This is a genomic window from Paenibacillus sp. J31P316 (assembly GCF_056269105.1).
This window is the reverse complement of the sequence record NZ_JBWDNI010000005.1, coordinates 144,405-158,081: the sequence shown is the minus strand read 5'-3', so window position 1 is coordinate 158,081 and position 13,677 is coordinate 144,405. Positions and strand designations below refer to the sequence as shown.

The 13,677-nt window shown below is 55.9% G+C and carries 6 protein-coding genes; 1 reads left to right on the top strand and 5 read right to left on the bottom strand.

Features of this window, described 5'->3' with window-relative positions; translation table 11 throughout:
• The first annotated feature begins 23 nt into the window (after positions 1-23).
• The gene (locus tag AC0YNU_RS18235; protein ID WP_475759143.1) at positions 24-6,059 is read left to right on the top strand and encodes a CBM35 domain-containing protein; all 6,036 of its coding nucleotides are present in this window, start codon (positions 24-26) and stop codon (positions 6,057-6,059) included.
• 328 nt (positions 6,060-6,387) lie between these two features.
• Here the strand turns inward: AC0YNU_RS18235 and AC0YNU_RS18230 are convergent, their stop codons facing one another.
• From AC0YNU_RS18230 to AC0YNU_RS18210, 5 genes are all read right to left on the bottom strand, one after another.
• Positions 6,388-8,091 carry a sensor histidine kinase gene (locus AC0YNU_RS18230; protein WP_475759141.1) on the bottom strand — a complete coding sequence of 568 codons (1,704 nt, stop codon included), beginning with the start codon at positions 8,089-8,091 and terminating at the stop codon, positions 6,388-6,390.
• Between the two features lies 1 nt (position 8,092).
• On the bottom strand, positions 8,093-9,718 hold the full coding sequence (locus AC0YNU_RS18225) for a response regulator transcription factor (RefSeq protein WP_475759139.1): 1,626 nt from the start codon (positions 9,716-9,718) through the stop codon (positions 8,093-8,095).
• A gap of 76 nt (positions 9,719-9,794) precedes the next feature.
• Entirely contained in the window at positions 9,795-11,759 is a 1,965-nt protein-coding gene (locus tag AC0YNU_RS18220; protein WP_475759137.1) for a hypothetical protein, read from the bottom strand.
• 41 nt (positions 11,760-11,800) lie between these two features.
• Positions 11,801-12,703 carry a carbohydrate ABC transporter permease gene (locus AC0YNU_RS18215; protein ID WP_475759134.1) on the bottom strand — a complete coding sequence of 301 codons (903 nt, stop codon included), beginning with the start codon at positions 12,701-12,703 and terminating at the stop codon, positions 11,801-11,803.
• A 26-nt stretch (positions 12,704-12,729) separates the two neighbouring features.
• Positions 12,730-13,647 (bottom strand): ABC transporter permease, encoded by a 918-nt coding sequence (locus AC0YNU_RS18210; RefSeq protein WP_475759132.1) that lies wholly within the window; start codon positions 13,645-13,647, stop codon positions 12,730-12,732.
• Positions 13,648-13,677: the final 30 nt, after the last annotated feature.

Genomic DNA, 13,677 nt, shown 5'->3' with positions numbered 1-13,677 from the left:
ACCTATTTATTGGAGGAGAGAAAATGCCTAGTGCATGGGTACCGCAAGGCCACGCGAGAAAGCTAGTCGTTGTCGTTACGTTAGCAGCATTGCTCCTGTCGTTATTCCAGCTGCCGAATCGGGTTCATGCCGACACCGGCAGCGTTTATTACGTCGGGGGAGCAGGCGCTTCCGACAGCAATCTGGGTACCGGGTCCGAGCCGTTCGCGACAATTCAGCGAGCCGCCGATATCGCGGCCGCGGGAGACACGGTCAAAATCCGCGAGGGCGTCTATCGCGAGACCGTCGTGCCGGCGAATTCCGGTTCAGTAGGACAGCCGATCGTATTCGAGCCCGACGGAAACGCCGAGGTTACGGTCAGCGGTACGGACGCTGCGGACGGCGGCTGGAGCGTGTATGAAGGCAATATCTATAAGAAGCAGATCGTGCTTCCCGTTACCGGCTACAACGCGCACATCACGGGCAACGAATCGCTGCTGGCCAACCAAGTGTTCGTCAATCGCAAGATGATGATCGAAGCGCGCTGGCCGAACGTAGCTGATTCGGATGATTTGTTGAACCGGACGGACTACAGGGACGGCAAAGCCGCAACGTGGTCCGGGAGCAACGGCGACCTGAAACTCTCGGACGCGCAAATTCCGGCCATCGAGGGCGGCTGGGCCGGAGGGACGCTATGGGCCAACGGCTGGTTCATCTCCCAGACGCGCAGTATTACTGCCGACTCGGGGACGCAGCTGACGATGTCTGGCGGTCCGATCGACGCCGATTTCCGGGATTATTACTATTTGACCGGCAAGCTCGGCGCGTTGGACACAGCCAAAGAATGGTTCTACGACGGAACCGACCTCTATCTATGGATGCCGAACGGCGAAAATCCTTCCGGCGTCGAAGTCAAAATGCGCAATTACGCTTTCGATTTGAGCGGCAGGTCCAATATTACGTTGCAGGGCATCGGCGTGTTCGCGGCAACGATCACGACGGACGAAAGCAGCTCGGGCATTACGCTTGACGGACTGATGGCTCGATATATCAGCCATGGCGTTACGTTGACCGACCAGGACGTGATCTACACGCATACCGGCGAGACCGGCATTCGTCTGATCGGCCCGGGCAGCGTAATCAAGAACAGCATCATTACTTACAGCTCCAACCAGGGCATCGTGCTCGGAACGGGCAATACCGCAGCGAACAACGTGGTCCGCGAAATCGCCTACGACGGCACGTACGCGAGCGGCATTAGTCCCGTACCTAATAGCTCCGATCAGAAAATCATCCATAATACGATTTACGATACGGGACGGGCGGGCATTGACCTGCAGCCGGCGAAGAACGTCGAAATCGGTTATAACGACCTGTATCAGTACGGCATGATCAATACCGATACGGGGGCGATTTATTCCGCTCGTAATGCGGACTTGGACGGGACCCGCATTCACCATAACTGGATTCACGATACGAAAGCCGACTCCGAAGGGGACGGCCTCATTGCGGGCATCTACTATGACCAAGGCGCGGGACCCACGCAGGTCGATCACAACGTGCTATGGGGCAACGTGGACGTGGACTTGTACGTTCAGCACGAGAGCGCGGAAGAGCAAGTGCACCGCGTCTACAACAACACCTTCGCGACGAACGGAACCGCATCGTATTTGAATTACACGACGACGCCGGCGGATTCGCTCATCAACAACATTTATCGCGACCAAGTCATCGGCAGCACGCCAACGTCGATGTCTCTGACGATGAACAAGACGCCGAAGTTTCTGAACGAAGGGGATGGCGGATTGCGGTTCCGGCTGCAGGCGAGCTCGCAGGCGGTCGATGCCGGCACGGAAATTTCCGGCGTGACGGACGGAACCGTCGGCGGCAATCCGGATATCGGCGCTTACGAGTTCGGCGGCGAAGATTGGGTTGCGGGCTACATCGGGCCGTATTGGTCGCCGGATTACGAGAATCCGGATGCCGTGACGCCGGGCGAGGATTCCGCTGCCGGCGGCGCTTCGAACGGGAAGCTGACCGTCAATGACGCCGACGCAGGAGAAGGAGAGAACCTGTTTCATTACGCCGGCACTTGGGGCACAAGCTCCGAGGCGGGGGCGTACAAGGACAATGAGCATGTATCGAACGAAACCGACGCTTACTACGAAGTGAAGTTCACCGGCACGCAAGTGAAAGTGTACGCCCAGAAGAGCAGCTCCTTCGGCATCGCGGCCATCTCGATCGACGGCGGAACGGAGAAGCTCGTGGATGGCTATAGTGAAGCCAAGCTCCTGGATACGCTGCTCTATTCCAGTCAGCGCCTGCCTCTCGGCACGCATGTGCTCAAGGTACGGGTAACGGGGACGAAGAACGCGAACGCGGACGATTATAATCTCGTGGCCGACCGCGTCGTCGTTACGACGGGTACGCTCGATATCAACGACGCGGACGTCGGCGGCGGAGCGAACCAGTTCGAGTTCATCGGCAATTGGGGAGCAAGTCCGGAAACGGGCGCGTTTCAGGATAACGAGCACTACTCGAACGAAACCGACGCCTACTACCAAGTGAGGTTCGTCGGTACGCAGGCCAAGCTGTTCGTTCAGAAGTACAAATCTCTCGGAATTGTGGCCGTATCCGTGGACGGCGGAGACGAAACCTTGGTCGATTGCTACAGTCCGGACAAGGTGCATAACACGCTCGTATACGAAAGTCCCGTCTTGGCGTACGGCGGCCATATCATGAAGGTGCGGATTACCGGGCAGAAGAATGAAGCTTCGGATAACACCTATCACAGCGCCGACCGGGTGCAGGTCGTAACGGGCTTCGTTCCGTATACGTCCTCCGTCACGATTAACGACATGGACATGGGCACGGGAACGAACCAGTACGAGTTCGTCGGAACGTGGGGACAGAGTCCCGAAGCGGGCGCGTACATGGACAACGAGCATTATTCGAACACGACCGACGCCTCCTACAACGTCAGGTTCGTCGGCACCCAGGTGAGACTATACGCGCAGAAGTACAAGTCGCTCGGCATCATCGCCGTGTCGATCGACGGCGGCGAAGAAACGCTTGTCGACACCTACAACCCGGTCAAAATTCATAATACGCTCGTGTATACGAGCCCTGTTTTGGCGAATGGGGATCATGTGATGAAGGTTCGCGTGACGGGAACGAAAAATCCGGCATCGGACAACTTCTATCACAGCGCCGACCGGGTCGTCGTGAGCACGATGCCGATCTACGAGGCGGAGGAAGCTTATACGTCGGACGGCGCAGTTATCGGGTCCGGACAGACCGGCTATTCCGGCAGCGGCTACCTTACCGATTTTGGCACTGTCCATGCTTCGGCCGCGTTTACGGTGAATGCCGGAACCGCCGGGGACAAGACGATGACGCTGAAATACGCGAACGGGAACGTGACGGACGCCGGCCTAAGCCTGTACGTGAACGGCGTCAAGGTGAGGACGCTCGCGCTGCCGGGCACGACGGGCTGGAGCCTATGGCAGGTGCTGACCGACACCGTGGCTCTGAATGCGGGGGAGAACGAGATTGCGTTCAAGACAGACGCGGAAGATAAGGGGAACGTGCTGCTCGATGCGATCTACGTGCCTTACGAGGAGCCGGCCGTACTGCCTCCGACCGTAATCACGCCGCCGGATCCGGGAACGCCGCCGCCAACGCCGAATACGCAGGATCCGGCTGCGGGCATGAAATACGAGGCGGAGGGTGCGGCGCTTGATGGAGGAGCATCGACTAATACCGATCATCCGGGCTATTCCGGCGAGGGGTTTGTCGACCACTTCGGCGATCAGGGCGCATCGGCAACGTTTACGGTTGATGCCGCGAGCGCAGGGGCGAGCGACGTCACCCTTCGTTACGCGAACGGGGGCGCCAACTCAAGCTTGACGATCTACGTGAACGGCGTGAAGTTCAGGCAAACGTTGATGCCGGGCTTCGCCGATTGGGATACGTGGGGCTTCATCACCGATTCGCTCATGCTGAACGAAGGCGTAAATATCATTACGTATAAGTTCGATTCGGGCGACATCGCGCACGTCAACCTCGACTACATTAGCTTGGCCCTGCCAGCGGTGACCTATGAAGCCGAGACCGCGGCTCACGCAGGGAATATCGCGGCGGATACGAACCATACCGGCTATTCCGGCACGGGCTTCGCATCCAATTATTGGGGGACGGGAGATGCCGTATCCTTCACGGTGGATGCCGTGAGCGCCGGCGATCAGGACGTCACGTTCCGCTATGCCAACAGCATGGGGGATGCCAGAACGCTCAGCATCTACGTGAACGGAACGAAGATTAAACAGACCAGCCTGCCGAATCTGGCGAACTGGGATACGTGGGGCAACAAGGTCGAAACGCTGCCTCTCAACGCCGGCACGAACACGATCGTCTTGAAGTTCGACGAGGGAGATACCGGCATCGTGAATCTCGACTATCTGTCCCTCCCGGTACCGCCGCCGACCAAGTACGAGGCTGAAAGCGCACTCTATGCCGGCAATATCGCCACGGATACGAATCATGCTGGCTATTCGGGAACGGGCTTCGCGGCCAATTACTGGGGAGCGGGAGATGGCGTAACCTTCACGGTGGATGCCGCGATTGCAGGCAGCAAGGACGTCACGTTCCGCTATGCCAACAGCATGGGATCGGATAGAACGCTCAGCATTTACGTGAACGGAACGAAGATCAAGCAAACCAGCCTGCCGAATCTGGCAAATTGGGACACGTGGGGCAGCAAGGTCGAGACGCTCGACCTGAACGCCGGCACGAACACGATCGCGCTGCGTTTCGACGAAGGGGATACGGGCATCGTAAATCTCGATTATCTGTCGCTGCCGGCCAAGTCAGAGGCAACGCCAACGACGCCGACGACACCCACGACACCGACTACGTCAACGACACCGGCAACGCCGGCTGCGGTTATCGGTTACGGAACGATCGTCAAGGAAGCGGACGGCGGCATGGCATGGATCTTCAAGATGAACGCAGCGGAGCTGCTAGCCGCGCTGAATGGCGCCGGCGACGGCTTGCGCATCGATGCAGCTCCGTCGCAAGCCGTCGATAAGGTGGTCGTCGAATTGCCGGCGGAAGGAATCGTCCGCGCGAACGCCCTCGGCAAACCGATCGTGATCGCAAGCGGCGGCGTGCAACTGCAGTTGAACCCTGGCACGCTGAACGTCCGGGCCGAAGACGGCATCGCCCGCCTAAGCTGGTCGATGAAAGATGGCGGCCAGCTTCCGAAAGGCCTTGCATTCGCGAGCGCCGTCTACGATTTCGGTTTATCGGTAGGCGATACGGAGGTTCATGGCTTCGATAAGCCGATTGCTGCAAGCTTCGTTATTGATTTGGCTAAGGTGAACCATTTGAACAAGGTCGGCGTGTACGGTTTCAACGAATCGACCCACGATTGGGAATACGTCGGAGGTGCCATGAGCGCGGACGGAACCGTGACCGCTCAGCTGGCGCACTTCTCCTTGTATGCCGTCTTAGAAAGCAGCATAACCTTTGCAGATATTCAAGGTCACTGGGCGCAAGCGGCCATAGAAGCGCTCGCAGCCAAGCAAATCGTCGTCGGAACGGCGAACGGGCGTTTCGGGCCGAATGGCCAAGTGACCCGCGCCGAGTTCGTTGCGATGATCGCGAGAGCGATCGGCCTGCCGGACGCGAAGGGAAGTCCGGCTTTCGCTGACGTAGCGAACGGCGCATGGTACGCGGATGCCGTCTATGCCGCGGCCGATGCGAAGATCATCGACGGGGTCGGCGAAGGCAGGTTTGCTCCGAACGACAAGCTGTCCCGGGAACAGATGATCGTGATTCTGCTCCGCGCATACGCTTATGCATCGGGACTTGCGCTGCCGGATGCTTCCGAGGTGGAAGATCCAGCTTTCTCCGATCAATCCGCCGTCAGCGGATGGGCTGCCGATGCGATCAAAATCGCGGTCAGCCTTGGGCTGGCTAACGGTCTAGGCGACGGTTCGTTCGGACCGCAGGCTGAAGGCACGAGAGCGCAAGCGGCAGCGGTATTGTTGCGTTTGCTGGATGGCTTAAGCAACTAATCATACGCATTCCCCGGCCTTGCAAGGAGCTGCTTGCTTGCGAGGCCGGGGAATTTCTTTACGGCCAGTCGACAATATCGGAATAGGAGGAGTAGGGGGTGGGCTATTCTGCAGGACTTCGAATTGAAGGCGAGAAGCGATAGTGCGTTTCCCGCAAACAAAGCCGTCTGGCGGGTCGAGTGGCTCGATCCTTCGGACGGCTTGGTCTATTGTAGGACGTTTGGAAGGGGGCGGAGACGGGGAGATTTGAAGTACCCCCCTTGCGTGCGAAGCGATTGTTCCTGGAGAGAAGGAGTTCATAAGCCTAATGGAAGAGAGAGGGGCCGCCTCATCCCGCCTCTCTCTTGGTCAGTCGGTCAAGATCGATGCGAAGGGTCACGACGGTTCCTTGCTCGCTCCTGCTCGCAATCGTTAGACCGCCGGGCCTGCCGTTCAAATTGTTCAACCGCCGAATGGCGTTTTTAATGCCGTAGCCGCCGTATTCGGGCTGGTATTCCATATTTTGCAGCTGCTCGATCTTGTCGGCATCGATGCCGTGGCCGTTATCCTCGATCGTAAAGACGAGCTCGTTCGCTTCGATATACCCGCGAATGTGCAGTTTACCTTCTTCCCCTTTGCCGTTCAGGCCGTGCATCAGGCTGTTTTCCACGATGGGCTGCAGCAAATTCAGCGGAATGCACCGGGTCATCGTGTCCTCTTCGATATGCGCCTCGTACTTATAGTGGCAGCCATGCGTGTACCGGATGATGTCGACGTAGAGTCCGATCATCTTCAGCTCCTTGGCGACCGGGATTTGGCCGCTTCCTTTGTTCAGGGCGATCCGGTAATAGCTGGTCATTAGATCGATCGTATGCGCCCCGGGACGGTCGCCCTGCTTGAGCAGCGCCCACTTGATGACCGACAGCGTATTGTAGAGCAGGTGAGGATTGATCCGGGCTTGCAGCAGTTCCATTTCCAGCTTGATGTTGTCGGTTCGGCTGTGGGCCAGCGCGGAGTAGGATTCGTTAAGCTTGCGCAGCACGTTGATCAGCCGGTTCTTGATGACGTCCATATCGTCGTTGCGATTAGACATCTTCCATATTTCGTTATCGTCCAGCGAATGGTCATGCGTTTTCAAATACGTGACGAACTCGTTGAACGAGCGGGTAATTTTATTCGCCGTGACCGAAGAGGTGTATACGACAGCCAGAACGAGCAGCAGCAGGCAAGCGGTTATCCAGCCGATGATTTGCAGCCGTCGCCATTCGAATACGGAGTCGGGAGCGTAAGCGATCAGCCGGCTTCCGTCTTTCAGCTCCGTCTCCGCGAGCATGGACATGCCGCCGGCAAGCGGGTTATCGGGCGACAAGGCTCCGTTCCAATAATAGCTCGAGCCTTTGCGCATCACGATCTGGACGTTCTTCTGCATGTTCATGTCGCTCAAATAGTAATTGTACGACGGCAGTGGAATATTGACGGCCAGTGCGCCCTTAAAGGCAGAAAGCGTGACCAAATTCCTGTAAAAGGTGATGTAGGGCTTGTTGTTGATGACCGTCCATTCCGGCGCCCATACGAATCCCGTCGGATTTCCCTTGATGACCTTCTGCTCGACGAAGGCGATCTCGGATTTATCCCGATCGTTCAGATCCTCGATGAAGCTTCCCCGCAAGCCGGTATAGTTTTTTAAGTAGAACTGGTATTGATAGATGTCCAATTCGGTGAAGGTCGCCTCGAACAGCCGCTGGAATTCCGTCATGAGCGCGATATTCTTAATGCTCTCTTTGTTGTTCAACAGCGGAATATAATAGGGGCCGGACAAAATGATGTTACTCCGATCCATGTATCGGGCGAAATCGTGGTTGATCGGTTCGGCCGCGCGGTCGAGCGATACCTCGACCTTGCGGATGTAGGACGCTTTGTAGTCGTGGTACAAATACATGCCGATCAGGACGGATATGATGACGAATGGAATCGTCGTGAACAGGATGAGGTTGAGCAGCACGTTGAATTTGACGCTGCCCACGGGGTAGTTGAACCGCATTCTCAGGCGCATCTCATTGCCCCCGTATGCTGTGTTTCTCCATGAACTGCCGGGGGGTCATTCCCGTATAGTCCTTGAACACAAGGGAGAAGTAGGATTTGCTTCGATACCCGACGTGCTGGGCCACTTCGTATACTTTAATGTACGGATCCAGCAGCATGCTTTTGGCGACTTCGATTTTTTTGCCGATGAGATAGTCGAAAATCGTTTGGCCCGTTTGCTGCTTGAAGATCGCGTTGGCATGGGCGGCGCTGAGATAGAGCGGTTGCACGATTTGCTCGATATTGGCGTAATTGCCGTAATCGCGGTCGACCAGTTCTTTGATGTCCTCGATGATTTTAACGTATTTACCCGTATGCGCACGGGACAGCTGCATGCAGGAGGAGAGAATCATTTCGCCGAGCCAGGCGCGGATCGCGTCCACGTTATCCATGTGCTCAAGCGCCCGCCAGATGCCTTCCACGTCTTCCATGACGCTGAGGAGGCTTGCGTTCTTCTCTAGCAGCTGGCTCTGCAGCGTCGTTACGATCGCGAGGGACAAGCCTTTATAATAATAGGACGGATAGCGGTGCAGGCTCGAGAAATACGCGTCCAGGAAAGCATCGACGTCTTCCGGCCCGGTATCCTCGCGGTCCAGCAGCTCGGCCAGCCGAAGCTTCAGCTTCTTGTAATCGTACTCGGGCGGGGCATCCGGTGCCTTCACTTCGGACACGAGGATGATCCGGTTGACCCCGGAGTAGTATTTGGAGCCGGCTGCCAGCAGGACTTGCTCGTAACGATGGTTGGCTTCCGTCAATAGCTGCGAGAAATCGCCGATGACGATGAACAGCGGCATGCCGAATTTATTTGTAACCGCTTCCTTAAATTCGCCGACGAGGTCCAATAACCGGCTTACGCTGTCTTCTTCTTCCCAGGGATCGATGAACAGCAGGAATCTGATCGTCGTCAGGTCCTGCATGATGACGTAGCCGTCGTAGCGTCCGGCGATGAGCGCCTCGAATTCTCTTCTGAGCGAAAAGCCTGCCATGTATAACCGGTCCATGGACACTTCGCGGGCGTCCTCTCTCGTTTCCAAGCCGAGATGCACGATCGTATACGTCTTGCCTTCCGGAATGCAGAGGAAACGCAGGCGATCGGATAAGGTTTCCTGGTCGACCAAATGGGGCTGTATAACCAACTCTTGAACGAACCGCTCCCGGAGAACAGGCAAGCTCTGCTCCACTTGCTCCCGCAGCTCGACGATCCGGTTGGATTGATCCCGCTCGTGCAAAATGTCCGCGACCGCTTTGCCCGCAACCTCCATCAATTCGTCGATGTTGATCGGCTTCAGCACGTAGCCGTAAGCATCATTCTTGAGCGCGCCTTTCACGTAATCGAATTCATCGAAACAGCTCATGAACAAGAGACCGGTGTTCGGCATCGCCCGGCGGATGGCGCCGGCCATCTGTATGCCGTCCATGATCGGCATCGAGACGTCGGTAATGACGAGATCGGGATGTAGCTCGATGCATTTCTGCAATCCTTCTTCGCCGTTCGCGGCGCTGCCCACGACCCGAATGCCCAGTTCATGCCACGGAACGAGGTGATGGATGCCGTTCCGGTCCATCGGATTGTCATCGACGATGAGCAACGTTAACATGGTGTGCCTCCCTCGGAAACCGCATGAATGCAACCCCCTTGTCGAACAAGAAGGGTTGCATTCATTTTAGCGTCCTTTATTTGACTTTGTCTATTTCCGGTTTGATGAATTGATCGTAGATGGATTTATACTTCGTTTGCACGTCGGCGAAAGCGGCTTTCCAATCTTTGCTGTACGTGCCGAGGTAGGCGTCGTAGTTTTTGTCGAAGTCTTCAGGTTTGCCGACGATGGCTTTAACGATCGTGGTTCTGCCCGAATCGCTTTCCCAACCGTTCGATTTGCTCAGATTGCCGAGCGTGCTGTCCGGATCGAGCTGTGCTTCATTCCAGCCGGATTTGCGGTAATACGTAACGTTCGAAGCGAAATGCTGGCGGTTGACGACTTGCGTCACCATGTCGATATTGACGTTGTTCGCGTCCGCGACTTTCGGATACGTGTAGATCGGTCCTTCCGCATAGGGCATGCCCGTAATTTGGTACGTTTCCGCATTCCAGGCAGCATGCGTATTGTTTTGCAAATAGAGACCGTAGTGCGGACCGTCCTTTTCGCCCTCTTTTTGATAGAGAATCCATTGCTCGATGTCTTTGAACTCGGGCTTGAATCTGCGGTCTTTGCCGGTGCCGGTGGACCATTCTGGCAGACCCCATTCGCGCAGCTCGTTCGCTTCCTTCGATTGGTTCCAGTCGATCCAGTTCAGGATTTGCGGCATTTCTTCATCTTTGATCTTCGAGCTGATGCCGATCCCCATGCCCGAGCCATCCAGGCTGCTCGGAGCAAGCACGGCGTTCTGGTAATCGCCCGTCATCGGTGATTGCGGGAACAAGATCAATCTGCGGAAACCGTATCCGCGCTTCTCTTTCTCGGACAGGGCGCGCGCGTCGGCTACCGGGCCCCAGGCGTTGAAGACGGCGTATTCGCCGTTAATGATCTTCGCGTTCATTTGCTCGTCTTTTTGAATGAAGTTTTCTTTGTCGATCAACTGTTCGTTGTAGAGCGTATTGTAGAATTTAATGTAGTCTTTCCAGTTCGACGTGAGCGGCGCGTAATTGATCTGCTCTCCGTTCGCCACGTTCATGCCGAAGTTCGTCCACCAGAAGCCGGCCGTCGTGAAGCTGGACCAGAGCAGCGAATCCACGGTGTTGTTGAAGCTTAAGTGGGCGGGAATGACTTCCTTGTTGCCGACTTTAAGATTCAAGCTTTTGACTTTCTCCAAGAAAGCCAGCATGTCGGCCTGGCTGTTGATCGGAATGTCGTTCGCTTCTTCGAAGCTGAGCTTGCCGCCGTTGCTGACGTACAGATCCTTCAATTCTTTCTCGGTCTTCGCTTGCGGGAAGATCTTCTTCACGATATCGTCGCGGAGATAAACCGCGTAAGGCTCCGTCGGCGGCGGGTTCACTTCGCTGACGGTTTGCCGGATGTTCGGGAAGGCCATCGGATCGAAGCTGGTCGTATCATTGCCGCTCGGAATGAACCATAGCTTGCCGTCGATCAGGTTGTCCTCGTAGTATTGATCTACCGAAACGCCAAGTTCCTTCAGGTATTCGACGGTACGAGGCATGTATTTGATGATATCGTCCTTCGTGATTTCTCGGACGTGCTTGCCTTCGACCAGCATGCTGCGAAGCTGGGTGACGCTGAAAATTCCGTTGATCGCCAGGATATCAGGCAGCGTGTCGCCGACGATCTGATTCTGGAACCATTGCGCGCGATCCATGCCAGGCGGAATCTGAACGATTTCCGGAATGACTTTCGTCTTGGCCCGCCAGATCGGCGTCAGCACGTCCTCGGTCGGTATCGATGTTCCGGTCTGCACGTTTCCGAGCATCGTGATCTTCAAATCCTTGAAGCCGGCCACGGGATCTTTCGAGGTCTCTTGTGTCGTCTCCTGCGAATTCGCCGTCGACGCATTGTCGGACTTGTTCGCGGTGGAATCGGACGGCGCATCGGAACCGCCGTTATCCTTGGCGCAGCCCGCCAGCATCGTCATGACCATCAAGGACGCAACTGCGAGTTTCGTTCCTTTTTTATTTCCCCATTGCATACTTCGTTCACGCTCCCCTTGTTCTGATTATAGCTCTATGATTAAGCCTTTACGGCCCCAACCATCATGCCTTTGACGAAATATTTTTGAAAGAACGGGTAAACGAAGAGCAGAGGCAGCGTCACGACGACCAGCGTGCTCATCTTCAATACCTCCGGCGTCGGGAGCTCCGTCGCCACGTTCGTGGGCATTTTGCCCGTAGAAGCCATAAGCTGGATCATCTCGTTGCTCTGACTCGACAATACCGTCATGTAAAGCACGTATTGCAGCACGTAGAGGCTTCGCTTCGTGATGTAGAGGAGGTTCGTTCCGAAATCGAGCCAAGCGCCGACGATCGCGAAGAACAGCATGGCCGCCAAGATCGGCTTGGATAACGGAACGATAATGCTGACGAGCGTCCTGAGCTTGCCGGCTCCGTCGATCATGGCCGATTCCTGCATCTCGGGCGGAATTTGCTCGATGAACGTTCGCATGATAATCATATTGAAGAAGACGAAAGCGCCGGGAAGCACATAGACCCAGAAGCTATTGATCAGGCCGAGCTTCGCCATTACGACGTAGTTCGATACGACGCTTCCGCCGATGAACATCGGCATCATGTAATAGAACAGCATCGCTTTGCGGCCCGGAAGGCCGCGGTGGGACAGCGAGAAGGCCGCCAGGAAAGTCACGACGACGGTAATCAGGGCGCCGATAATCGCCCGCGCGATCGTGACGACGAACGCATCCATGATGTAAGGGTTTCGGATGACGTATCGATAGTTGTCCAGCGTGAACTCTCTCGGCCAAAGCCAGATCGGTCCGAGCGAGGCATCTTTGCCTTCATTTAATGAAAGCACGACAATGTACCAGAAAGGGTAGAGCGTTGCCGCGCACAGGAGCAGAATGATTACGATGTTCGCGTTGTCGAACCAATTTTTCTCGCGTAGGGCTAATCCGTTCAAGCATATTCACCTCTTTCGTTGCTCCGTTAAATGATCGATGTGTCGTTGACTTTCTTGCCCATGTAGTTGGCTCCCATCAGCAAGAGGAAGCTGACCAAGCCCGAGAATAGACCGACGGCGGTTGCAAGCGAGAATTGCTGCTCGCGTACCCCTTTATAGAAGGTGAAGGTCTGGATGATATTCGTGTCTTCTTGGATGACGATGTTCTGGAAGTTGAAGATTTGATCGAAATTGCCGCCGACCATGCCGCCCAGGGCGAAGATCAACAGGATGAGCGTCGTCGGAATCATGGCGGGCAGCGTAATCCGAAGCATCTGCTGCCAGCGTCCCGCGCCGTCCACTTTCGCGGCCTCGTAGAGGTGAGGGTCGATCATCGTCATCGCCGCCAGGTAGAGAATGCTGCCCCAGCCGATTTCTTTCCAGGTTTGCGAGAGGATCAGCAGCGGCAGGAACAGATGCGAGTCTTGCATGAACACCGTGCGTTCGCCGCCAAACAGCGCTACCTTGATGTTGTTCACGAATCCGGAAGGATCCACGCTAAGAAAAATGTAGAAGAGTCCGGCCACCGTTACCCAAGATACGAAATGCGGAACATACGTGATGGACTGGACGACTTTCTTGAACTTGGCGTTACGAAACTCGTTGATCAGCAAGGCCAGGAAGAGCGGGGCCGGGAAACAGAAGATCAAGCCCACGACGTTGTAATATACCGTTCGCCAGAGCAATTCGTGAAACCACGATTCGCCGATGAAGGAGAAGTGCTTGAAGCCGACCCAGGGGCTGTGCAGTCCCATCCAGCCGTCGAACAGGTCGTAATCCATAAAAGCGATAATATTGCTGAACATCGGCAAGTACTGAAAAATAAATGTCAGCAGTAAGCCGGGTATTAACAGCGCATAGAGTATCGCGTAATCCGAGCGCAATCTGCTTTTGTGCGTCTTCATTGCCGCATCCTTCCTTTCCTTGAATTCGCT